The sequence below is a fragment of the Holdemania sp. 1001302B_160321_E10 genome, from assembly GCF_015552275.1.
Lineage (GTDB): Bacteria > Bacillota_I > Bacilli_A > Erysipelotrichales > Erysipelotrichaceae > Holdemania.
Genome location: NZ_JADNEM010000003.1, coordinates 102,094 through 126,460 on the forward strand (window position 1 = coordinate 102,094; position 24,367 = coordinate 126,460).

The 24,367-nt window shown below is 48.4% G+C and carries 23 protein-coding genes; 20 read left to right on the forward strand and 3 right to left on the reverse strand.

What is annotated here, in order from left to right:
- Positions 1-45 precede the first annotated feature (45 nt).
- Both I2D94_RS02695 and I2D94_RS02700 read right to left on the reverse strand, forming a co-directional pair.
- Positions 46-519 (reverse strand): hypothetical protein, encoded by a 474-nt coding sequence (locus I2D94_RS02695; protein ID WP_195395523.1) that lies wholly within the window; start codon positions 517-519, stop codon positions 46-48.
- A 141-nt stretch (positions 520-660) separates the two neighbouring features.
- A complete protein-coding gene (locus I2D94_RS02700) occupies positions 661-2,085 on the reverse strand; it encodes a DEAD/DEAH box helicase (RefSeq protein ID WP_195395524.1) in 1,425 nt (474 codons plus the stop codon).
- Positions 2,086-2,268: 183 nt separating this feature from the next.
- Here I2D94_RS02700 and I2D94_RS02705 point away from each other — a divergent pair, with 183 nt between their 5' ends.
- The 6 genes from I2D94_RS02705 to I2D94_RS02730 all read left to right on the forward strand — a co-directional run bounded on the left by I2D94_RS02705 (position 2,269) and on the right by I2D94_RS02730 (position 6,816).
- Positions 2,269-2,454, forward strand: coding sequence for a hypothetical protein (locus I2D94_RS02705; protein WP_195395525.1), 186 nt, complete (start codon positions 2,269-2,271; stop codon positions 2,452-2,454).
- Positions 2,455-2,528: 74 nt separating this feature from the next.
- On the forward strand, positions 2,529-2,903 hold the full coding sequence (locus tag I2D94_RS02710; RefSeq protein WP_195395526.1) for a hypothetical protein: 375 nt from the start codon (positions 2,529-2,531) through the stop codon (positions 2,901-2,903).
- Positions 2,904-2,918: 15 nt separating this feature from the next.
- The gene (locus I2D94_RS02715) at positions 2,919-3,575 is read left to right on the forward strand and encodes a hypothetical protein (RefSeq protein WP_195395527.1); all 657 of its coding nucleotides are present in this window, start codon (positions 2,919-2,921) and stop codon (positions 3,573-3,575) included.
- Positions 3,568-4,206: a hypothetical protein gene (locus I2D94_RS02720; RefSeq protein WP_195395528.1), complete on the forward strand. Its 639-nt coding sequence runs from the start codon at positions 3,568-3,570 to the stop codon at positions 4,204-4,206. Before I2D94_RS02715 ends, I2D94_RS02720 begins: the two co-directional genes overlap by 8 nt.
- A gap of 82 nt (positions 4,207-4,288) precedes the next feature.
- Positions 4,289-5,170, forward strand: coding sequence for a MerR family transcriptional regulator (locus I2D94_RS02725; RefSeq protein WP_195395529.1), 882 nt, complete (start codon positions 4,289-4,291; stop codon positions 5,168-5,170).
- Positions 5,167-6,816, forward strand: a complete 1,650-nt coding sequence (locus I2D94_RS02730) for an FAD-dependent oxidoreductase (RefSeq protein WP_195395530.1) — start codon at positions 5,167-5,169, stop codon at positions 6,814-6,816. Before I2D94_RS02725 ends, I2D94_RS02730 begins: the two co-directional genes overlap by 4 nt.
- 358 nt (positions 6,817-7,174) lie before the next feature.
- Here the strand turns inward: I2D94_RS02730 and I2D94_RS02735 are convergent, their stop codons facing one another.
- The gene (locus tag I2D94_RS02735; RefSeq protein ID WP_195395531.1) at positions 7,175-8,404 is read right to left on the reverse strand and encodes a M20 family metallo-hydrolase; all 1,230 of its coding nucleotides are present in this window, start codon (positions 8,402-8,404) and stop codon (positions 7,175-7,177) included.
- Between the two features lie 144 nt (positions 8,405-8,548).
- Here I2D94_RS02735 and I2D94_RS02740 point away from each other — a divergent pair, with 144 nt between their 5' ends.
- From I2D94_RS02740 to I2D94_RS02805, 14 genes are all read left to right on the forward strand, one after another.
- Positions 8,549-9,343, forward strand: coding sequence for an IclR family transcriptional regulator (locus tag I2D94_RS02740; RefSeq protein WP_195395532.1), 795 nt, complete (start codon positions 8,549-8,551; stop codon positions 9,341-9,343).
- A 255-nt stretch (positions 9,344-9,598) separates the two neighbouring features.
- The gene (locus I2D94_RS02745; RefSeq protein WP_295769670.1) at positions 9,599-10,948 is read left to right on the forward strand and encodes a glycoside hydrolase family 1 protein; all 1,350 of its coding nucleotides are present in this window, start codon (positions 9,599-9,601) and stop codon (positions 10,946-10,948) included.
- A 582-nt stretch (positions 10,949-11,530) separates the two neighbouring features.
- Positions 11,531-12,874 carry a tRNA uridine-5-carboxymethylaminomethyl(34) synthesis GTPase MnmE gene (gene mnmE, locus I2D94_RS02750; RefSeq protein WP_195395533.1) on the forward strand — a complete coding sequence of 448 codons (1,344 nt, stop codon included), beginning with the start codon at positions 11,531-11,533 and terminating at the stop codon, positions 12,872-12,874.
- 10 nt (positions 12,875-12,884) lie between these two features.
- Positions 12,885-13,307, forward strand: coding sequence for an RDD family protein (locus tag I2D94_RS02755; RefSeq protein WP_072685118.1), 423 nt, complete (start codon positions 12,885-12,887; stop codon positions 13,305-13,307).
- On the forward strand, positions 13,292-14,080 hold the full coding sequence (locus I2D94_RS02760) for a TatD family hydrolase (protein WP_072685117.1): 789 nt from the start codon (positions 13,292-13,294) through the stop codon (positions 14,078-14,080). Before I2D94_RS02755 ends, I2D94_RS02760 begins: the two co-directional genes overlap by 16 nt.
- Positions 14,081-14,125: 45 nt before the next feature.
- A complete protein-coding gene (locus I2D94_RS02765) occupies positions 14,126-14,944 on the forward strand; it encodes a hypothetical protein (protein WP_195395534.1) in 819 nt (272 codons plus the stop codon).
- A 312-nt stretch (positions 14,945-15,256) separates the two neighbouring features.
- On the forward strand, positions 15,257-15,655 hold the full coding sequence (locus tag I2D94_RS02770) for a GntR family transcriptional regulator (RefSeq protein ID WP_195395535.1): 399 nt from the start codon (positions 15,257-15,259) through the stop codon (positions 15,653-15,655).
- A complete protein-coding gene (locus I2D94_RS02775) occupies positions 15,652-16,509 on the forward strand; it encodes an ATP-binding cassette domain-containing protein (protein ID WP_195395536.1) in 858 nt (285 codons plus the stop codon). Before I2D94_RS02770 ends, I2D94_RS02775 begins: the two co-directional genes overlap by 4 nt.
- Positions 16,496-17,737 (forward strand): hypothetical protein, encoded by a 1,242-nt coding sequence (locus I2D94_RS02780; protein WP_195395537.1) that lies wholly within the window; start codon positions 16,496-16,498, stop codon positions 17,735-17,737. Before I2D94_RS02775 ends, I2D94_RS02780 begins: the two co-directional genes overlap by 14 nt.
- Before the next feature lie 281 nt (positions 17,738-18,018).
- Positions 18,019-19,065, forward strand: coding sequence for an extracellular solute-binding protein (locus I2D94_RS02785; RefSeq protein ID WP_072685112.1), 1,047 nt, complete (start codon positions 18,019-18,021; stop codon positions 19,063-19,065).
- Between the two features lie 81 nt (positions 19,066-19,146).
- Positions 19,147-20,232, forward strand: a complete 1,086-nt coding sequence (locus tag I2D94_RS02790; protein ID WP_072685111.1) for an ABC transporter ATP-binding protein — start codon at positions 19,147-19,149, stop codon at positions 20,230-20,232.
- Positions 20,233-20,235: 3 nt separating this feature from the next.
- Positions 20,236-21,891, forward strand: a complete 1,656-nt coding sequence (locus I2D94_RS02795) for an iron ABC transporter permease (protein WP_072685110.1) — start codon at positions 20,236-20,238, stop codon at positions 21,889-21,891.
- 39 nt (positions 21,892-21,930) lie between these two features.
- Positions 21,931-23,613, forward strand: coding sequence for a sensor histidine kinase (locus tag I2D94_RS02800; protein ID WP_072685109.1), 1,683 nt, complete (start codon positions 21,931-21,933; stop codon positions 23,611-23,613).
- Positions 23,606-24,364, forward strand: a complete 759-nt coding sequence (locus tag I2D94_RS02805; protein WP_072685108.1) for a response regulator — start codon at positions 23,606-23,608, stop codon at positions 24,362-24,364. The genes I2D94_RS02800 and I2D94_RS02805 overlap by 8 nt, the downstream gene beginning before the upstream one ends.
- Positions 24,365-24,367: the final 3 nt, after the last annotated feature.

Here is a 24,367-nt window from a genome sequence, read left to right on the forward strand (position 1 = left end):
GAGTTATCTTATGTTTTCTGTTTTGTTTTGATGAATATTTGAAGATCAGCCTATGAGTTCAGGCTGAGTCAAAATTAAAACCAACATGGCCATTATAAAAGGCAAGGCCACGAACAGAAAGTTGGGAATTCCTTTTGGATTGTCGTAATCTGTATAGATTCTCTTTCCCAGATAGTAAATTTTGATTGTTTCTGGAAAAGTAGTTCTTCCATCTACTCGAAATTGGACTATTTTAGTTCTCTTTCGTCTGCCCTTTATTGAATACGCATACCGCACAGCTTCGATTCCACTACCATCCGCATAATAGTAGCTTTTTTGACTGCCTGTTATCGTTGCGTCAACAACCTGCCCTGATTGTTTTGCTTTTTCAATTTTCTTTTCTTGTCCCCATCCGATAATTTTTTTATTAAGCAAAATGATCTCAATAATCCATACCATGACAAAGGTCAGCAAAGCCGGCGCTGCAGGAATAATCAACTGCATGGCTTGTTTCCAGAGTTCTTCTTCACTCGTAAGCATGTTCCTACTCCCTATCCAGTTCTCATTGATGGAGAAATTATACCATCTTTCATATCAACAAAAAACAGAAGTTCTGTGTTTAACGTAAGCCAATACAAAAACTTCTGTTTTAAGAATTTGGCATAAATGAACTTCGTTTGATTAGAGAGAACGGGCGCGCTCAACCCGGCGGAGCTTGCCTTTGACAGAAAGCTCTCCCGCTCGGATTAACGGCTGTGGATCGGCTTGAATCAGCGTAATAAAGGTCACCCGTTCCTGTACTTCGATCGTTCCGATCTGTTCTGCACGATACCCCACGCTGCATAAAGCGCCGACAAAATCACCAGGGCGCAGCTTATGCTGCCGGCCGGCCCGGATTAAGATCGTCGCTTTGTTTTGTTTCAGTTCAGCCGCTTTCTCCGGCTGGCTTTGATTCTTTGTTTTCCAATGCGCTAATCCTGAGTGATCATCCAACGGATCCAGTTCGAAAGTTTCATCCTGAATTTCCAACGTTTCCAGGAAGGACGAGTAGCGGTTCTGCTGATTGGGCGTGAGGAGGGCAACCGAGGTACCCGGCTGATCAATCCGTCCGCAGCGCCCGCAGCGGTGAATGAAGGATTCCAGATTCAATGGCAGATCCCAATGCACGATCAGCGATAAACCGTCGATATCCAGACCCCGCGCCGCTACGTCAGTCGCGCATAAAATCCGCAGCTGTCCCTGACGAAATTGTTTCAGCACGGCAAACCGTTGATCCTGTTCCATCCCGCCGTGCAGGGCATCCGCACAAACCCCTTTTTTCTTGAGCTGTTCTGCGACTTCTTCCGCCATCACCTGCCGGTCGCAGAAAACAATCGCGGAGGGTGTCTGGATTGTGGAGAAGACATGAAGCAGACCCGTGAGTTTTTCAGTGTTGGAAACCGTCAACGAGGTCAGGCGGATATTCTGATTTGTCTGGCGAGGCGAATCAATCTGGATCATCAAAGGATCGTGAACCGTGATTTCCGCCAACTGTAAAATTTCCGGACTTAGGGTTGCGGAAAACAAACAAGTTTGAATGGGGAAAGGAAGCTTTTCTAAAATCTGATGAACGGTTTCTGTCAGCCCCAGCGAGAACATCTGATCCGCTTCATCCAGAACGACCATTTTCAGCTGAGAGAGATCGAGCGTTCCCTGTTCTATATGATCCCACACCCGGCCCGGGGTACCGACGACAATTTGAACTCGCTGCTTCAGCTGGTATTTCTGACTTTTCATCGGCTGCCGGCCAACCAGCCGTACACACGTCAGACGTCGGAACAAACTGAAATTCTGGATTTCCTGAGTGATCTGATCAGCCAGCTCACGCGTCGGAGCGAGGATTAACGCCTGCGGAAGCCGGTCTTCAAAATGACATTGTTGGCAAACCGGGAGGGCGTAGGCTGCGGTTTTTCCTGAGCCGGTCTTCGCCTGGACCAGACAATCCCGTCCCTGAAGAAAAGCGGGAATCACCTGTTCCTGAACCGGGGTGGGTTGCGTGTAGTGCAGCGCTTCAACCGCCTGACGCAAATCGGCTTCCAGTAGTTCAAATACGTTGTTGCTATTCATCGGGAGAACCTCCTGTCATTTCTTATAATAAAGAATAAGATCAATAAGTCTGGCTCTCAGCATATCAGCAGAAGACTAAAAACACAAGGATTCAATCAGGTCTACAAATGTAATGTTATCGTAAGGTTTTCTGATGAGCGGCCATGCTACAATGAAAAAAGGAAGAATCTGGGGTGATATCGAATGAAACAGCGGAAAGACCGGATTATTTCGTCAGCCATTTTATTTTCTGTGATCCTGGCCGGCGTCTGCGTCGTCTGGTGGGGATATGCATCGCAGTATCAGAAAATTTTAGGAACAAGTCCTTTCTCACCGATGCTGCAAAAGCCTTCCCCTGCATTGGTCTTTACCGTTTTGACCGCAGATTGACCGCCGGGATCTTTGTTTTCTTATTCAGAAAGAAACTTCCGTTTTTTCAGTTGCGGACAGCCGTGGCGGGGATTATGACGACGCTTGTTTTGATCAGGGCAATGGAATGGGCTAACGAATCTGATTTTCCCAGTATCCTTGCTTTCCTCTCACCGTTAAGCATGCGATATCTGTTTATTTCTCAAAGTCGTGCGCATTGGACTGATGTCTACCTTTCTTTCATTCTGACTTGTATGCTCTGCGGAATTCTTTTGTCTGTTTTGATTGTCAGAAAACAAGTTCATTGGAGCTGGACGGCGGTTCGCATGACGATTCTGGCGAATGTATTTGCGATCGGTACGATCCATGGCGGAATGCTTACGTTATATCCTTATGTTCTGGAAGTTCTGATCGAAATTCTCATTGCGGAACAAATCATTCAGGGGATACAGCGCTGGATTGAAAAATGAAAGTGGGAAGTAAAAATGAACTCACAAGGACCGACAATTTTATGCCGCATTTGTAGTTGGCTGCTAATCTATTTATCCCTCGTGCTGGGCTGCTGGCATTTTAATGGGGGATGTCGATTTTTCCACTTTTATGGAGATGTCCGCATCATTCCGGGAATGCCGACGCTCCTTATTCTTATAGGAATGTCGATTCTGGGAGCGGTCTTATTTATCCTCAGCGATTCCATACACGCTTTGGCAGGATTCGCTGCGGGATTGGTATTGGAGCTTGTTTTATTAGCGGTAGCAGTCTACGATGATGGATTATTAGGTATTCTTCTGATCTGTACCTTACCAGCACTTCCTTATTTGATAATTTTAAAGATCATTAAAGTGATTACCGGTCTTATCATCCCCATTTCAGCGGTCACAGGAATTCTATTTTTACTTCAGATTGTTTTGATCGTGCTGAGTTTCAAATATATTAAAAAGCTCCATTGGGGATGTATCGCATCCCGGCTGGCGGTGATCAGCGGTTATGCGCTGTTCTGTTTTTACAATGTCCTTGAAACCTGGATGCTCAGCTTCTTCAGCATGCTGACGCTGGTCAGACTGGCGGAAATTCCGTGGATTTGGGTGGACACTCCCGCAAAGCGGAGTTTGAAAGCAGAAAAGGGATCAACAGATGAATAATTCGCGATACAGAATGATCTTATACCGGGCGGGCAGCTGGCTTCTGATCTATTTGTCGCTGTCGCTGGGCTATTGGCTGAGCTGGGGGCCGGAACTTCATTCCCTGCGATTCTATGGCGAGCCGTGGGTTCAGCCGGGGATTTCTTTTATCATGATTTCGGTCGGGTTGATGATCGTGGGCCTTTATTTATTCTGGATCAGCGATGCAAAATACCACATCGCAAGCTTTGCTTCAGGACTGGCAGTTCTCCTGTTTTTAATGACGCTGATGCCGCTGGATGACGGTTATTTTGCGGCGTCGCTGCTGCTGGAGATCCCCGGAATTCCACATACGCTGATTCTGAAATTTTTGAAGAGAATGCTGGGCCTTGCATTGCCGATCGGACTTGCGCAGTCCGCCGCGTTTCTTTTTCAAGCAGGATTGGCGGCGTTGTATATAAACAAGGCAAAAAAGATCCGCTGGGGATTTGTTGCGGTCAAGCTGGCGATCGTCAGCGTTTATGGGCTATTCGTTTTTTATCCTGAATTAAACGGCGAATGGATGCTTAGCTTTTTCGATCTGCTCAATCTGATCTGGCTGGCGGAGCTTCCCTGGCTGGGACTGGACTTCTCCGCAAACCCAAAGCCGTAAAAAACCAGCGCCCAACTTAATCACTGCTTTATAACGCCTTTTTCAAGCCTTTTCATGATACAATCAAAACGAGGTGATCGTCGTGAAAAACGGTTGGTTTACGATCAAGGAAGTTTCCGATTTGTTTGATAATACGCGCGGAGCCATTCGCTTTTATGAAGAGAAAGGGTTGATTCATCCGCGTCGGGACGAACATGATTTCCGCTGGTACAGCGTCGACGATATCTTTCAGCTGTTCTATTTAAGACGTTATGCGTCGATGTCGTTTTCGCTGGATGAAACATTGCATACCTTTGTCAAAAAAGCCCAACTGACGCTGCCGGAAATTCAGGCTCAGATCACGAAACGCGAACAGGAACTGGATGTGCAGATTGAACGGCTGATGCGTCAGCGGGAAGAGCTGCGAAAATACCAGCGGGTTCTCCGGGAGTGCCAATTCCCGCGCACGGTGATTGAGGAATGTCCGGATTATTATGTTCTGAGCGCGGATGCTTTCGCAAAGATGACGGCTGCCGATCTGTCGGCGCTCAAAGCGCTGATCGCGGCAATGCCTCTGACCAGTGTTCATGCCGATCTGATCGAAGGACCTTCCGGCTGGCATTCAGTCACCAGTCTGGGGATCATCGAAGCCAATGCGGGCGGCAGGGATTCCATTGCATCCGAAAATGCGCAAGCTGCAAGCCTCAAAAGCAGCGGTTCGCTGCGTGTGCTGCGAATGGGACGCGATGCCGGGGCAGCTGATCGAAAAAGCGCTGGCGTTTCGGGACGAGGTGATCGCCTCCGGCAAGACGGTGCACTCGTTTGTCAGCACCAGTCTGATTCTGGTCCACACCCAGGAGGGCAAGACGATCGAATATCACAAATGTTACGTTCCGTTTCAGGATTGTTAAAAATATCACTTGCCTGTACAGTACCTGTATACCCTAAAATGGTTCCAGAAACGTTAGGAGGGAATCAGAGATGAACTTATCTCGCAGAGAGTTTCTGAAAAGCTCCCTGGCCGCGGCCGCGGGCATGGGCGCACTGGGGTTGCTGGGGGCTTGCAGCACCAATGAAAACACAACATCGACACCATCGCCGGAAGTCACGGGGGACACCATCGCCGCTGCGTTAGATGCGCCATATACCGCGCTGTCCGCAGATGCGATCACAGAGAAAACCGTGGATTTCGTGATTGTCGGAGCCGGGCCGGCCGGCCTGTGCGCCGCCGTGAAAGCTGCGGAAAACGGCCTGTCCGTCGCTGTGGTAGAGAAAACCGGCGCGACCGGAGGCTGTGCAAAATTCGGCATGGGCATCCTCGCGATCGGCACTGAGCTGCAGAAAGCGCAGGGAGAAGAACTGGATCTGGACGCGATGTACAACATGTTCACGGAGTACACGCACTACCGCACCGACTGCGTGCTGATGCGCCGGTACTTCGAGGAATCGAAGGAAACGCTGGAATGGATCGAATCAATGGGCGTCGAATTTGAAGAAGCCGCGCGTTATTTTGAAAAATCCTATCCGACCTGGCACATTGTCAAATCAGAAACGGGTGTGATCGGCGGCGGTCAGGCGAAGACCATGACCGATCATCTGGAAGCTCGGGCCCGCGAACTGGGCGTGGAGTTCTACCTGGAAACCCCGGCCTGCCGTCTGGAAACGGAAAACGGCAAGGTCAGCGGCGTCTGCGCCGTCAGCACGGATGGCAAGCAAGGCTATCATTTCCTGTGCAATGCGGCCTTGATCGCCACCGGCGGCTTTGGCAACAACGAAGAATGGGTTAAGGAACAATTCGCTTTGAATCTCGATCAGGACTTCTTCGGCATGCGCTTCCCGGGACATGAAGGCGACGGCATCCAGATGGCGTGGAATGCCGGCGTGAAGCAATCGGAGATGATCGAGGAAATGATCTTCGATATCTTCCAGCCAGGCTCGACCGGAGCTTATACCAACGATATCAAGCTTGTCATGCAGCAGCCGAACCTGATGGTCAATCAACAAGGCAAGCGGTTCTTCAACGAGGAACAGGTGCAGAACACGACCTATACCGGCAACTCGCTGCGCAATCAGACAGGCAACACCGGCTTCATGATTCTCGATGAGGCGATCAAACAGAGCTATGTTGAGGCGAATCATGTCGATTTCACCAGCCGGGTCTGGAATACCGACGACTTCACACAATTTGACGCGAACTTCAAGACGATGGAAGAATCCGGTTACACGGCGATCGTCAAAGCTGATACGTTGGAAGAACTGGCGAACAAGATGGGCATTGATCCGCAGGGCCTGGCGGCAACGGTTGAGGAATACAATCAGCTGTGCGCCGACGGTTACGATCCGTTAGGCAAGGGTGCGGCGTATCTCAAGCCGATCACGACCGCTCCGTTCTATGCGGCGCAGTATTATCCATCCAGCTATGGCACGCTGGGCGGCATCAAGGTCAATTCCAATCTGGAAGTGCTCGATCAGAACGATCAGGTCATCACCGGTCTGTATTCGGCGGGCACCGATTCCTGCACGGTTTACGGCGACAGCTACATGTTCCTGCTTCCAGGCAACACGATGGGCTATTCCGTCAACACTGGCAAGTTTGTCGGCGAAGCGGTCAGCGAACTGCTGAAAAAATAAGTGCAATCCCAATGATTAAACGAACTGGAGTCCATGTGATTCCAGTTTTTATTTTATCTTTCCGTGAATTTTGTTTGTCTAAACGCTCTCTCTTGCTTTCCTTGCGTTTCCCATTCCGATCAGATCAAACAGGCTGATGTTGATCTGATCGGATATCCCATGTCCCTCAGGTTGGGCAAGCTGCGATCTTTTTGCGGCCGAAAAGAAAACCCGGGGGACATCAGTGCCCACAGCCAGCTGCGTATAAGCGGAAATCGCTGAAAAAAAGTTGGATTCCGTGAGAAATCCAACCGGTAAAATCGGGAGCGGAGAGGGTTGTGATCAAGCCGGCATCCTGTTTTGAAGCTTACGGATGCGATTAATCCAGCTTGTCGATCTGACGTATAGCGGCACAGAGAACATCGGCTCCTTTGGCCAGATTTCCATAGTCTGTCCATTCTTTCGGGCAGTGGGTCAGTCCGTTATGGCTCGGCACAAAGATCATGGCCGCAGGCCAATGTTTGGCGAAGATCATCGCGTCATGGCCTGCTCCGGAATCCATCCTGAGCGTGCTGAAATGCAGGGCTGCCGCCTGTTCTTCCAAGATCTTTGAAAATTCTGCGCAGCAAGGCGTCGGCGGAACGTCCGAATACAGCGTCAGCTCCGTTTTAACGCGGAACCGGGATTCCATCGCTTTGAGCTTCTCTTTTAACAAAGCTTCCAGTTCATTTAGAATTTCCGGTTTTCCACTGCGGAAATCAACGGAGAACACAGTGCGTCCGGGCACGGCATTGATCTCGTTTGGATGATTTTCAAATTTTCCGAAGGTGACCGTCGCCCGGTTTGGATAATGTTCTTCAACCAGCGCGGCCAGTTCGCTGATCAAGGTGCAGGCGGCGATGCCCGCATCTTTTCTTAAATTCATCGGAGTAGAAGGGTGAGAAGTCGCACCGTTCACCGCGACTGTGAACCAGCGGCAGCCATAGATCGTTTCCACGATGCCCAGATCGGTGTGCGTGCTTTCCAATCGAATTCCCTGTTCGAGATGCAGCTCCAAAAATGCCTTGATCGAATCCGCTTTTCTGCAAGTCATTTCCAGATTGCCTGAAAAGCCGCATTGCCGGATTGCTTCCCGCAGTGTAACGCCATCCTGATCCCGCAAGGTATCCAGCTGAGCTTCGCCATTTTCACCGGCGATATAGCGGCTGCCGGTCAGATTCGGGAACCGGGCGCCTTCCTCCATGATTGTCGCCAGAACCTGAAAGGAGCTTCTTAACGGTTTTCCGCTTTCCTTCAACATTCTTGCGGCTTCCAAAGCACAGACGATGCCGGCCTGACCGTCGAAATAACCGGAACAGCGGACGGTATCGAGATGGGAACCGGAGAGAATTACCGGGGCGGTTTCATCGGTTCCCTTCAATTCGCCATAGACGTTGCCGACGCCATCTTCCCAGGTCCGCAATCCGGCAGCTTCCATTTCTTTTTTCAGATAATCGACGGCCTGCAGGTAAGCCGGGGTATAGCTCAGCCGGGTCGTCCCTTCCTCGCCCGGTGCGCTGAAATCACGGAGTGTTTCCAGATTGTTTTGAATACGGAATCGATCAGCCATAGATAAACCTCCTGTTTTTATGATAATGTCAAGAAAAAATTGACAATATCAACTTTTGGTTTTATTATAACGATAAGCCCAGGGAAAGTCAATGTCGTTTATCAGCCCTGGAACAAGGATAAAGATTTGAAGATGAGGTGTGTTATGAATCAGGAGAATGGCAAGACGATTCAGTCCGTTGAACGGGCGCTGAGCATCATTCAGTGCATTGATCAATCCGCCAACGGATTGACGTTGACAGAATTAAGTGAAATGTTGAATCTGAACGTCGGCACGGTGCGGGGTCTGGTGATGACGCTGCTGAATAACGGTTATCTGATCAAGAGTGAGAAGAACAACCGCTTTTTCCTCGGTTATGAATTTCTGATGAAGGCCAATCGGGTCAGCGAAGGTTATGTCCGTTATCTCAGGACCTGTGCGTTTCCATATATGGATCGCATCGCGGCAAAGCATCAGATGAATATCTGGCTTCAGATTGTTCTGCACAACCGGATCTATACGGTAGACGTCGTGGAACCAACCCAAACGTTTTATACTTACAGTCCTAAAATGGGGGCAGATATTCCGCTGCACGCTTCAGTGTCCGGCAAGCTGTACGTCGCATCGCTGGCGGAAGCGGAACGGAATCTTCTGGTTTCGGCGCTGGATCTCAGAGCGATTGTGCCGAATACAATCACGGACCGCGCGGTTTTCCGGCAGGAAATCGAGAAGATAGTCCGTCAGGGCTATGCGACGGTCAATGAGGAAACCGATATCGGCATGAGCGCTGTGGGCGTACCGATCATCACGGCGAGGCAGCATCTGGCGGGGACGCTGAGCACGGTGGCGCCGACACCGCTGTTACGGATGAAGCAGGAAGACGTTTTGCTGGAGCTGCTCGCTGCGTGTCAGGCGATCGCTGCTCATCTCTCGCAACAGGAAGTTGATTCGTTATTTTAATCCATAAGGATGAGCTTTCTTTTATAAAAGGAAAAGAAAGAAAAACCGTCAGATTCGAATGAAACATCAATTCAAAGTCTTGTGTTTAAGCCAGCCCAACAGGCGGGGCAAAGAATAAACAGGAGCAGAAAGTGGGAAAGCAAAGCCACTTAGCTTGCTTTCATGCAATATTTGCAACCGCATTATGCGCGGTAATGGAGGTAATCATGAAAAAAGAAGATTTTCTGTGGGGATCCGCAACTGCGGCCTATCAATGTGAAGGCGCGGAACGAAGGAGGAAAAGGGGAAAGCAACTGGGACGCGTTTGTCCACGATCCGGATAAAAATCCCAAAGGCATCACCGGCGACGTCGCCAATGATTTTTATCATCGCTATAAGGAAGACATCGAACTGCTGGCAAAGGGAAATCAGAACACCTTCCGTTTCTCCCTGTCCTGGAGCCGGATCATCCCGTCGTCAAATTGGCAGATCAATCCTCAAGGCGTGGCGTTTTACCGCAGCGTGCTGGAAGAATGCCGCAAGCACGGCATTGCCGCCAATGTGACACTGCTGCACTACGATATTCCGCAATGGATCGAGGCGGAAGGCGGATATCTCAACGATCAGTTCCCGGCCTATTTCGCCCGCTATGCCGGGATGGTTTTCGATCTGTTCGGCGATTCCATTCCGTATTACGTCACGATCAACGAAATAACGCACAATGCGAACTGTGCTTATCTGCAGGGAAAGTATCCGCCGAATCATCACAGCGTGCAGGAGCTTTGCCACGTCGGCTACAATCTGGTGATCGCGCATGCCCGGGCGGTTGCGGAATTCAGAAAACGGAAGCTGAACTCTAAAATCGGCATAGTGCATACGACCAATACCGTTCAGACGCTGCTGGACACCGAGGAATATCGGATTGCCCGTCATCGCGGCGACCTGTTTAAAAATCTGTGGGTGACCGATCCGGCGATTCTGGGACATTTCCCGGAAGATTTACCCGGTTTGTTAGAGGAAGCGGGCATTGATCTGAGCTTTGTTAAAGCGGAAGACCTGAAACTTCTCAGCGAGAACACGATTGACTTTCTGGGTCAGAACTGTTATACCCGGACGCTGGTTAAGCCGTATGTCAGCGGCGAAACGAACTATTACCGCGATTATGAAGGAAAAGGCGAAGTGCTGGAAAGACTGGTTGTCAAAAACTGGTTTGAAAGCGATTATGATTTCTCTCTGCCGCGGGATGAATGGGGCCGGGAAATCTATCATAAAACGGTCTATGACATGCTTAAGGGGATTCAAAAGCGGTATGGCGATATTCCGGTATTCATCACGGAAAACGGCTGCGCGCTGTACGACGAAGTTGATGAAAACGGTGAGATCCACGATGACAAGCGAATCGATTTCATGAAAAATGTTTTCCATTGGATGTTGAAGGCCCGGGAGGAAGGCTGCAATGTGATCGGCTATTATGCCTGGAGCAACGTCGATGTGTACAGCTGGATTAACGGTTATAAAAAGCGGTATGGTCTGGTCTATGTCGATTTTGATCACGATCTGAAGCGGATTCCAAAGAAAAGCTGGTTTTGGTACCGCGACTTTATCGCTCACAGCGACCGGGATTAACGCTGCAATTCGCCGTGTCCAGCGGCAAGCAACCGGCTATTTGCAGGGATCGGCGTGCGGATTCAGAAAGCAATGGGTTTGCGGCGCTGTCCAAGACGGATTAGACCCAGCTCATTTCCGGGCACCTTGAGAAATCAGGCGGATGCCAGAAGCCGTAAAGGATTTCGGGCAGTATCAGGCAAGCGTGGCGAAGGACTCTGAAAATGGCCGGCGCTCTGCCTGAAAATCATTTCACGTCATTCAAAACGGTCAGTACCTGAGACGGCAGGGGATTGACCGTTTTCTTTTGCACAGAAGGAAGAAACATCCCCGGTGTTGTGCGGAAACGGCGCGGCGTCTTTTCAAACAGAAGGATTTCAGGGAATGACGATTCGCCCCCATTGTTTTGTAAAAAGTGAATATTTTGGTCTTCAGACTCAGCCGGACAAAGAGGGAATGGAATCTTAAAAAGTTCTTAAATCGTCGGAAATAATTTCCAAAAGATCTTAAGAATCCCTTATTTTAAAGGGAGATTGAAGGATTTCACTAGGCAAATCCAAAAAATATGGTAAACTGTACCATGAACATTTCGGAGGTGAGAGAATGCTGAACGATACGATAGCGGCGATCTCTACCGCATTGCAGGACGGCGCGATTTCGGTGATCCGGATCAGCGGCCCGGACAGTCTGGCGATTGCCGGACGACTGTTCAGCCGCCGGGTGGACGATCAGCCGACACATACCGTCCGGTATGGCTATATCATTGATCCCATCAGTAAGGAAGCTGTCGACGAGGTGCTGCTGACGGTTTTCCGTGCACCGAAAACCTTTACACGCGAAGACGTTGTGGAAATCAGCGGGCATGGCGGACGCTACATTACCCGGCGGATTCTGGCGCTGGTACTGGCGGAGGGTGCACGGCTGGCTGAGCCGGGTGAGTTCACCCGCCGGGCCTTCTTAAACGGCCGCATTGATCTGACGCAGGCCGAAGCGGTCATGGATATGATCGACGCCGATTCTTCCCAACAGGCGCAGCTGGCGATTCAGGGCATCCGCGGCAGTATCCGCCGTCTGATCGAGCCGCTGAGCGAAGCGCTGCTCAATATCATCGCCAACATCGAGGTCAATATCGACTATCCGGAATACGAGGATGCCGAACAATTAACCTGGGAAAGCGTTCTGCCCCAGGCGCGGTCCTGGTTAATCCGGATGGATGAAATCCTGCAGCGCGCCGAGAGCGGCCGCATCATGAAAAAAGGCGTAAAGACGGTCATTCTGGGCAAGCCAAACGTCGGCAAGTCGAGTCTGCTCAACGCCCTGTTGGAGGAAGACAAGGCGATTGTGACTGAGATCGCCGGGACGACCCGCGACCTGGTTGAAGGGGAAATCCATCTGCGCAACGTCACGCTTCATCTGATCGACACCGCCGGAATTCACCAAACCGAGGACCGTGTGGAACAGATCGGCATCGAGCGCTCGATGAAGGCGCTGGAGGAAGCGGAGCTGATCCTGATCGTGCTGGACGCCAGCCGCCCGCAGGACGACGAGGACCGCCGCCTGCTGGATCTGACCGAGGGCCGCAACCGGATCGTCGTTGTTAATAAAAAAGATCTCGCGCCGCAGGCGGAGGATCGTTCGGGTACAATTTCCATCTGTGCCGCGCAGAATCAGATTGAACCGTTGATCGAACAGATCAACCAACGCTACGAACACCATCACGCGATGCTGGAGCTGCCGTCGCTGGCGAATGAGCGCCAGATCGCGCTGGCCCGTCAGGCCCGTCAGTCCATGGCGCAGGCCGTCAACGCGCTGCAGGAAGGCGCGGAACTGGATTTAGTGACAATCGACCTGCAGGCCGCCTATATGGCGCTCAAAGAAATCGTCGGTGAAGCCAGCCGGGAAGACCTGCTGGATGCGCTGTTCTCCAAGTTTTGTTTAGGAAAGTGAGGAATCATTCATGAAATTATTTATCAACCGTGTTATCGCTTTGATTATCGACAGTCTGTTGATCGGAATTCCGGTCGGCATTATCGAAATGGCGTTCTCCTTAATCCGCTGGATTTTAAGCTGGCTGCCGTTTCTCCATCATTTCCGATTCCTGTTTTCGACATCGTTTTTGTTCGTGATTGTCTATGCTTTGTATGAGGCGGCGATGGTTTACTTCGCCGGCGGTACCGTTGGCAAGCTGATCATGAAGCTGGAAGTCGAGAAGGAACAGGGTTCGCTGTCCTTCGGCGACTGCCTGATCCGCGGGGTGATGAAGGCGTTCTCGCTGCAGATCTGGATTCTGGGTTTGTTCTCCGCGATTCTCGCGTATTCCGATCAGCACAGCTCGCTGCATGACCGGATGGCAGGCACCTCGGTATGGGAAAAGCTTTAGGCTGGATTGATTCGCACTGTCATCTGACCTGTGCGGATCTGATTGGCGAGGCTCAGGATGTTCGCCAGCGGGCGCTGGATGCCGGCGTCGCGCGGATGATGATCGTCTGCTGCCGGCTGGAAGAAGCGGAAGCCGCCTTGAAAATGAAGGCCGAAGACGCGCGTTTTGACGTCGCGGTGGGCTTTCATCCCAGTGATTTGCGCGATTTTACGGAAGAAGACTGGCATAAACTCGAAACTCTGGTCTATAATGAGAATGTCACGGCCGTCGGTGAGATCGGCCTGGACTATTATTGGGATAAAGACAATCATCCTCAGCAGCAGGCGGCGTTTATCCGTCAGATCGAGCTGGCGAACCGGGTCAATAAACCGATTCTGGTCCACAGCCGCGATGCGATCAACGATACGCTGACCCTTCTGCGCGAGCATCCCGCTGCCCGCCGCGGGATTATCCATTGTTTCAGCTCCAGCCGGGAAATGGCCAGAGAATTCGTCAAGCTTGGCTATACGATCGGTCTGGGCGGACCGGTCACGTTCAAAAACGCCAAGACCCCGAAAGAGGTGGCGGCGGACGTGGATCTGGCACATTTGCAGATTGAAACCGATTGTCCTTATCTGACGCCCGTTCCTTATCGGGGAAAACGGAACGAGCCGATGTATCTTCCGCTGACCGCGAAAACCATTCTGGAATTGCGCGGAATGGAGGAAGAAACGTTGAAACAGAGTCTTTGGGATAACTATCAAGCTTTATTCCACCCGCAAGACGAACTCTGAAATAAGAGAAGAGTCTACGATCTCTGGTGAAAGGAGGAAAATAAAATGAAAAAAGCAGTGCTTTTTGGAATTTTAGTATGCTTGGGTCTGGGCATGACCGCATTGATCATGATCCCGGAAGAAGTCAAGACACCACTGATCCTGCAGACCTTTAGTTATTCGCGAGCCGCGAGCGAAGAACCGCTTCCGTACCGGACAGCGCAGGAGACGATCACGACGTTTCTGGAAGCGCAGGATACCGTATTTGTCCATCCCGAGGAAATTCCGGAAAACGGCGTTTCCTGGATGATCTCCAAAACGGACGACGGAAGTCCGAAGGTTCAAAACGATACCTATGAAATGACCTACGACCAGGAGGGCAACTTGTTGTCGCGTGTCCTGGTACCCTATTCCACAGAAGTCATCGAAGCTCGGCCGATCGTTATGAGCTATGGCTCCGAGGTCAAGGAGGAAGCGTATTTCTATTCCAGCCGCGTGACTTCCTATGGGGCGGATTGCGTCGGGTGCGGCGGGGGAACGCCGGCCGGCATCGCGATCAGCACGACCGGGGTGCGTCAGTCTGACGGTACATGGAAAGACGGGATTACTTACGACGGCTATTATCTGATCGCCGCATCCTCAACGCTGCCGTTATGCACGTTAGTGGAAATCAGCGATCACAAGTTCAACGGTCAGGGGCTGACGCCGGGAGAACCTTTCCTGGCAGTGGTGGCCGACCGGGGCGGCGCGGTGCAGGGATCGACGATCGACCTGTTCACCGGATCAGAATATTATCCAAGCGTGCGCAACGGGAAACGCTCCAACGTCAAAGTTTCGATCGTGGACTTCGGCCGCAAACGGGCCAACGGCTGCCGCTTCAACTGAGAGCGTTGAAGGCAGGCGCGGGCGCGGCTAAATAAAATCAAACCAGGCATAAGAGAACGAGGGCATTCTGCGGGGCAGGATGTCTTTTTTATTTTTTGCAAAGCGATTTTTATTTTCCTTCTTCATTATCCTTATTTTATACTTTTGTATGAAGCAATGGGAATTTTAAGGAATTTTGTTAAAAGGAATTAAGTTGAATACAGAAGAAAGATTTGCATCAGGGGGAATACCGTTGAATTTTCAAGCCGATATTCTGGGGTGTCTATTGCAAATCAACTGTGTCTATTCTATAATAACAGTGGAGGAAGAACGATGCGCATATTTCTGAATTCCAGCTCAAATGATCCGAATTATCTGCAGATCGAAAACGCGATTCGATCGGCAATTTGTCAGGGACAGCTGCGTCCGCAGGATCAGCTGCCTTCGATCCGCCAGCTGGCGAAACAGCTGCAGGTGGCGATCATCACCGTAAAGCGGGCGTATGATGATTTGGAACAAGCGGGGATGATTGAGACACGTCAGGGCAAGGGCTGTTTCGTTTGTCCGCTGGATGTTCAACGGGTACAGGAACAGGCGGGAGCACAGCTGATCGAAGAATTCCAGGCGACACTGGATAAGGGATTGAAGCTGGGACTTACGCTGCCGCAGATCCAGACCTTGTTTGATCAGGCACAAAAAACTGTCATTCAGGAAAAGAGGGAGAAGTTATGACTGAAAACGCGATTTCCGCAGAGAATCTGCGGGTGCATTATCCGGACTTTGATCTTTTCATTGATCATTTTGACTTGCCATGCGGTTATGTCATGGGCTTGATCGGCCGCAATGGAGCGGGAAAAACGACGCTGATTGAAGCGTTGCTGGACAGTACGCCCGCACGTGCTCAGCATTGCGCGCTGCTGGGGATGCGGATGGATCAGAACGAGCGGCAGATTAAAAATCAGCTGGGCGTAGTCAGCGACCGGTTTGTATTTCCGGATTCCTACCATGCGATGAAGCTGATGCGCCGGATCGGACCGTTTTACGATCAGTTTGACGAAGTTCTGTATCATACGCTGCTCAACCGGTTCCGCTTGCCGTTAGGCAAACCGTTCGGCGAATTCTCAGCGGGGATGAAAGTGAAGCTTTCGATTATCTTCGCTTTATCGCATCATCCCAAGCTGATGATTCTGGATGAGCCGACGGCGAATCTTGATCCGGTGTCGCGGCGGGAAGTGCTGGATCTGTTATATGAGTTCATGCAGCAGGAGGATCATTCGTTATTATTTTCCACGCACAATACAGCGGATCTGGATAAAATCGCGGATTATGTGACCTGTCTGGAAAACGGCCATGTGAAGTTCTCCGCGTCCAGGGAAATTTTGATGGAGAATTGGCAGCATTTCCGCTGCGAAGGAAAAATGCCGAAGGAAATGAAGGATTTTGTGCTGAAACCGAAACCGACGGAGACCGGTTGGGAAGGCATGTGTACCCAGGCGGCGCAGCTGCGGCATCTTCCGGTAGTCTTTACCCCCGCGACACTGGAAGAAATCATGTTGGCGCAGGATCTGACGTATGAAGAATTCTGATCGGCTGTATCTGGCCTGGGGGTATTGGTTTCAATGCAACGGCGGTCTGTTGGGGATGGTCATCTTCTCCCTGATTCTGACTTCGGGGAGTGTTGCGCTTGCCCTGTTTCCGTTGTTGTTCGGCGCGATCATTTTTACCAATAAAATGCTGGACTGGCGTGATGGCGAGGAGGAAGCCAGCGGAAGGATGCTGGAGACGCTGCCGCTTTCCAACCGGGATCGCAAGATCATTCTGCTTGTTACAGTAACGATGACCTGGATCGGCTTAGTCGGCGGCTGCGGTCTGGTGATGAATATGCGCCGTCCGGGATTGACCGGTGTCTTGGCGTGGATCGCCGTTGTTTTCTGGGCGATGTATGGCTGGATTGTCCTGCGTTGGGAGAAAGAAAAACAAGCGCTCAGTACCTGGAAAACCGCGATGATTTACAATGCGCTTATTTTAATCGTTGTCATCGGTGCGCTGGAAATCAGTAATAAAGCGTTGTCTTTATCGTTAATCCTGGCTGCGGCGGTCGTGCTGGCTCTGACAATCGGATTAACCCGCATCGAATTGATGGGAAAAGAGAAGCAGGATTCCTTCGACAAGCTGGAATTTCCGGGTATTTCTGAACCACTGCGCGGGATTCTGGATTTGGCGGAAATCAGGCTGCATGGCAAAAATCAACGCCGGCGCACCCGGGATCAGGGTCTTCAACTCTTGGTGGCCTTGCTCTTCCTGATCTTTCTGAACGGAAGCTATGTCTATCTGGTGTTCTTTGTCGGCGACTTTGCGGCCAGCTGGCAGCTGACGAAAAAGTTTCAAAGCGGAGGTTATGCGTTGAACCTGATCCCGGCCTCGCGGAAAAAAAGGCTGGCAGGTCAGCTGATCGCGCAGGGCTTCGTGCTTGGAAGTCTGTGGATTATGGATCTGATCATCCTGGGAACGCAGCTGTTCATTCCCTTCGGCAGCCTGGCTCTGCCGCTGACCTGGAAGGCCGTCGGGATTTCGCTTTGCGCCACACTGGCGTTTGTCGCGTATAGTTTGACGTTTGGGTCTGAATATGACCTGGATAAGGGATCGATCTGTTATTTCTTCGGATTCTTTGCGGTCAACCTCGGTGCGGCTGGGGCATCGGCGGGAGCCCTGTTATTTTTGCATTCGGGCTGGTTCTGGACAGGCTTGTTGCTTATCAGTCTGATTCTGATTGGAAGATGGCTTGGAATTCAGGCCAGACGGGGTGCGCTTTAGTTTTGCCGAAGTTTTTAAAGTGAAGAAGTTTTCTGCGGATCAAAAATCCCGGGAAACTTCTTTTGTTTGTTCAGCATCTATTTTCCTCTTTTTGGAACATCACGAATAAGGAAACAGTCTTACGGTTTTTCTGATCGGAGATTTTCAGATCAGGTTTGACGGAGATTGAGAGAGAATTCAAGGTGAAAGTCGGAATTTTAGGATAAAATGACTGTTTTTCCACATGGTAAAGCGCTTACATTTCACATAAAATGAAGTCAAAGGAACGTAAAGGAGGAAATATGAAAAAACTGATTGCGATTCTATGTGCTCTACTTGTATTAGGCGGATGTAGTTCTACTCCCAAGACTGATAATCCAAACACCGGTGAAACCAAAAGTAATAAACTGGTTTTATACACACCAACCGCTCAGGATAATCTGGATGTCATGATTCCAGCTTTCGAAGAGAAATATGGAATTGAAGTAGAAACGGTAACAGCGAGTTCAGGCGAAATCTATTCCCGTATTCAGGCGGAAAAAGATAATCCCTATGCCGATGTGACATGGCTTGGCGAATATTACGTCGTCAGCGATACCAGTTATTTTGAAGAATATATTTCTGAAAATGACAAGGATATGGGCGATTTCAAGAATGCAACCGGTTATGCTACGATTGTTGACTACAATGTTCCAGTTATTCTTTATAATAAGAATCTGGTCAGCTTTGAAATCAAAGGCTATGCCGATCTGTTGAATCCGGAGCTCAAAGGTAAGATTGCCATGGGGAATTCCGCAAACTCATCTTCTGCTTACAATCATCTGGAAAACATGCTTCTTGCGATGGGAAAAGGCTCGACTAATGATGAATTGGTAGAATCACAGGAAGGCTGGGATTATGTTGAACAATTTTTAACCCAGCTGGATGGAAAAATTATTGATAGTTCCGGAACCATTCATAAAGGTGTAGTCTCTGGCGAATACGCTGTAGGATTAACCTGGGATACACCGGCACAGACCTATTTATCGCAGGGAATTGACAATATCGGTGTTGTTTATATGGAAGAAGGCGTTGTTCCTAAAATGAGCTGCGTCGCAGTAATCAAAGGCGCAAAGAACATGGAAAATGCCAAGCTGTTTGTTGATTTTATGTCCAGTGAATATGGTCAGTCATTAATGGGGACAGAAGTAACAGGGGCCAATGCGGTTCGTCCAGGTGTGAAACTGGCAGATTACAAGCAGGATATCACGAAAGTAAAAACAATTAAAATTACCAGTCAGTGGTCTTCTGAAGCAAAAGAAAAAATTGTTGAACGATATACTGATTTATATACTTCTATTTTTGAATAATCAAGACCTTGAATCATTACCGATGGGAAATAAGGAATCGAATGGGAGTTCAATTCCTTATTTTAAATAAGGAGAACAACGATGAGTGTAGCTATAAATATCGAACATGCTGTAAAACGTTTCGGCGATAAAACAATCATTCCTGACCTCTGCCTGCATGTCAAAGAAGGCGAATTTTTTACACTGCTGGGATCCAGCGGCTGCGGCAAAACAACCTTGCTCCGGATGATCGCCGGGTTTAATACTATTGAAGGCGGAGATTTTTACTTTAATGATAAGCGAATTAACGATCTCCCACCGCATACGCGCAATATTGGGATGGTTTTCCAGAACTATGCAATCTTTCCGCACATGAGCGCGGGGAAGAATGTAGGATATGGCTTAAAACAAAGAAAAGTGAAAGAACCAGAGCTGTCCCGAAGGGTGGACGAAATGTTAAACGTCGTGCAAATTTCGGATTTGAAAGACCGGATGCCTTCGAATATGTCTGGCGGTCAGCAGCAACGAATTGCGCTGGCAAGAGCGATTGTCATCCAACCGGATGTCCTGTTAATGGACGAACCACTGTCCAATCTGGACGCCAAGCTGCGGATTGAGATGCGCTCAGCAATCAAGGAAATTCAACATCAATATAAAATTACGACGATTTATGTTACACATGATCAAGAAGAAGCTTTGTCCATGTCAGATCGCATTGCGGTCATGAAGCACGGCGTTATCCAGCAAATTGGCACACCTGTAGAAATTTATGCCCATCCGAAGAATTTATTCGTCGCGACGTTTATCGGACAAAGTAATTTATTGAATGGAAAAATCGTGATACGGCAGAATGAAAAACAGGTAATGTTGGAAGATGGCGAAATTCTTGCGACTAATCGTCTGATTGATGCCTGCAAAGAAGCGCAATCCGTTCGAGTTTGTGTGCGTCCTAATGAAATGGATTTCAGTAATAGCGGAGTTAAAGGGACGATAATGGATCGGACATTTTTAGGGACGACAATGAAATACGATATCCAATTACCCAACCAACAGGTGATAGAGGTATCGAAAGATGCGCGTGAGAAGATCCACGAAATTGGCGAAGATGTCCGGCTTGCGTTTGATCCTCACCATGTCAATATCTTTGATCAGGAAACTGAACTTTCCTTAATGAAAGAAGCGGTGTAGAATATGCGCACCCGGAAATGGAAAATTGACGGCTGGACGCTGATCACATTACTTTGCTTCGCCTATTTTGCGTTTTTCTTCATTTATCCAATTTCCCGTATTTTTATTGGCAGCATTTATGACTTTGATACGGGTGTTTTTTCATTGGCAGCATTCCAAAAGTTTTTTTCAAAAAGTTACTATACAAATACAATAATCAACAGTGCCAAGGTTACAACGACCGTAACCCTGTTAACAGTGATCTTTGGTTCGGCACTGGCTTACATTACACGCACGGTCAAGATTCGATTTAAAGGCGCGCTGGATATCGCAATGATCATCTCTGTCCTGTCCCCTCCTTTCATTGGCGCCTATGCCTGGATCGTCTTGCTGGGGCGGGCCGGAGTTGTAACAAAGGTATTCAATCAATTCTTTCATGTGACGCTGCCGGGTATTTATGGTTTTTCAGGAATCCTGCTGGTATTTACGATCAAAATGATTCCGCTGGTTTATTTGTATGTAACGGGGGCTTTAAAAAATATGGATAATTCCTTAAATGAAGCCGCTGAAAGTCTGGGATGTGTTGGGATCCGGAAAATATTTCAGATTGTTATTCCGCTGATTTTGCCGACGATGCTGGCATCAGGCTTACTTGTGTTTATGCGGGTGCTGGCGGATTTCGGAACACCGATGCTGATTGGAGAAGGTTATCGTACACTGCCGGTTTTAATCTATAATTCGTTTGTTGGCGAAATGGGAAGGGATAAAGCATTTGCGGCCGCAATCAGCGTGATTATCGTTATTTTTACGACAATCATTTTCCTGCTCCAACAGTATATTTCCAACCGAAAGACAATAGAGATGTCGGCGCTGCGTCCGATTGAGCCTCGCCCTGCTCGTGGAATAAAGAATGTCCTGTCACATTTGTTTGCCTACTTATGTGCTTTTCTGGCAGTCCTTCCGATCTTTGTTGTATTGGTCAATTCTTTCCAGAATACCAACGGCATGTTATTCGTGGAAGGATATTCGTTCAACAGTTACCGTAAAGCATTCTCGTCGATGGGAAATGCGATCCGCAATACTTATGTATTCTCTACAGCCGCGATCATTCTGATTGTGATTATGGGTGTGCTGATTGCCTATACTTCCGTACGCCGCAAAAGCAAACTGACAAAAGTATTGGATACAATTACAATGTTCCCGTATATTATACCGGGTTCTGTTATGGGCATTGCCTTGCTTCTGGCCTTTAACAAAAAACCTTTTTTACTCAGCGGATCCGCAATGATTATTATCGCAGCCTACGTCATTCGGCGACTGCCTTATACAATCCGTTCCAGCAGTGCGATTCTTCATCAGATTAATTTGAATGTTGAAGAAGCTTCGCAAAGTTTAGGTGCCAACCGATTTGAAACTTTTATCAAGGTTACGCTGCCCATGATGTTCTCCGGTGTTATGTCTGGTGCGCTGATGAGCTGGGTATCCATCATCAGTGAGCTGAGTGCATCAATTATGTTATATGTAGGCGGAACAAAAACGATGACCATTGCGATTTATACGGAAGTTATTCGTGGTAATTACGGTGTTGCCAGCGCGCTTTCTACAATTTTGATTTCTTCCACTATTGTTGTTTTACTGCTGGTGTTTAAAATTACCGGTAAGCGTGAGATTGAACTGTAAATGATTTGATATAATGAAAACATAGTAAGGAGGAGCTGTATGGAAGAAATCTGCTTTCCTTATCATAAAGTGATTCAACAGAAGCTGGTTAGATCCATTTTGATCCCGGTGGCAATATCGGGATTCTGCCTGTTGGTTTTCACTCCTTTTCTGTTGATTTTTCTGATGACAAATCAGACAGCTGACGAAGCCAGACAGGCTTCAGAACAACTTACAGAGAATTTTCAGGCTTACCGTCAGGGAATGGAAGACATCCGCAAGGAACCCCATATCCGATCTTTTTTAAAAGAAGGAAAAGATGCTATCGAAGTATATCAGATTTTATATTCTCTGCGTAACCGTCTTCCGCTTGAGGCCTATTTTGATCTGGAAAGTCGGGATGGGCAAGTGCTTGCGACTCACAAATCACCGATCCCGGATAATCGGGGAAATCCCGTCCTGCACTATGAAATTGATGAACATTCAGGGATTATTGGAAGTACAACGAATTCCGGAATGATGACGACGGATCCGATTGTTTTTACACTGGCTTGCAGTATCAGGGATGATGAACAAACTTTGGGATATCTGTTTTATCACTTCACACAGAGGCAGCTGAGTTCAATTTTAAGTCGTGTCAGTTCCGATTTTGTCTTAATTAATCGAAGCAAGCGTGTCCTGCTCAGCGAAGATCAGAAATTCATCCCCTATCAGCGATTGGATGAAAAACCACTCTTCTGGAAGTTGGTGCAAATACAGGGACAGACAATGCTTAAACAACAGATTGAGCTTCCTCTGTTTGGGTTATCGCTCTGCATCCTTAAACCGCTGGAATCCGTTTATGCTTTAATGCGGATGGAATTAATTGTATACTTACTGGTATTTGCGTTATGTGCGATATTCATCAATAAGATCAGTCGGATGACGGCGCGGACGAGTCTGAGGAGTGTTGATAACCTCTTCCTTTCTTTGCAAAATTACGCGCAAAGTGGCAAACTGGAATATCTGCCGGTAGAGGAAAATGAAATGCGTCCGATCGCTCAACAGTATAATCGCATTCTTGATGAGGTTAAGCAGTTGATTGATCAAAATGATGAATTGCAGAAGCAGACGCGGATTGCACAAATCAGACAGCTGCAATCTCAATTTAATCCTCACTTTATTTTCAATACGCTTGATACGATTAAATATATGATTATGTTTGATCAGGATAAAGCGGAAGATATGATTGTCAGATTATCGAAATTACTACGCTACTCGCTTGATGCCTCCGAGGATTCTATGGTTGATCTGGATCAGGACCTTGCCTATATTGAGGACTATCTGCAGCTGCAGAAAATCCGTCTTGGCGATTCGTTCCTTTATACAATTCAAGCTCCAATCCACTCGAATCTGAGGATTCCAAAGATGGTGATCCAGCCCATGATTGAAAACAGCTTGTCCCATGGATTTGTTCAGGATAGACCATTTCATCTGGATATTCAGATCGTACAAAAAGCGGAAAAATTACAAGTCATCGTTAAAGATAATGGCGAAGGCATGGACGCTGCCCAGCTTATGCGAATTCGTGAAAATCTTGATTCGCTGCATGAGGATTACCGACATATCGGAATTATGAACAGTCACAAACGAATTCGACTGCATTTTGGAAACGGCTGCGGAGTACAGGTCGACAGTCGGCTGCATGAAGGAACAACGATAACAATGACCATGCGTGCAGTGGGAGGAAAAAAGGATGATTAAAATTTTAATCGTAGAGGATGAAATTATTTTGCGTCAGGGTTTTCGTCAATCTTTGGATTTTTCCCGTTTAGGTTGTCAGATATGCGCCGAGGCACGGAATGGAAAAGAGGGATTGGAAAAGATTTATCAGTATCATCCTGACATTGTTTTTACAGATTTAAAGATGCCGGTGATGGATGGATTGGAAATGTTGCGTTTATCAAAAGAACAAGAACAATATGAAGCTGTGATTTTAACAGGATATGGAGAATTCAGTTATGCGCAGGAGGCGATTTCGTTACAGGTTGCAGAATATCTTTTAAAGCCATTCAACAGGAAAGAACTGGAGAGCGTTCTGATCAAACTGATAGATCGGATCCATAAAAAACAGACGGAAACAGGAGCTTCGCTGCCTCAGTCTGTACTTGAACTGATGACGATTCCAGAGGGGTGTTCAGATTATGTTTGTCGAGCTGCTCAATGGATTCAGGATCATTTTGCATCGCGTCTGCGGGATGAGGAAGTAGCAGAACGCATGGGTGTCTCTGCTGATTATCTTAATCGGTTATTCCGTCAGGAAACCGGTCTGACATTGCATCGCTACCTCATTCATTATCGCATCGCTCAAGCTTGTTTGCGGATTCTTGAAGGAAAAGATAAAATTTATGAGGTTGCCGAGCAAGTTGGGTTTAATGATTATAAATATTTCTTCCAAGTCTTTACACGATTAATTGGTGTTTCGCCAACGCAATATAAGAAGAATCATCCGTAGACA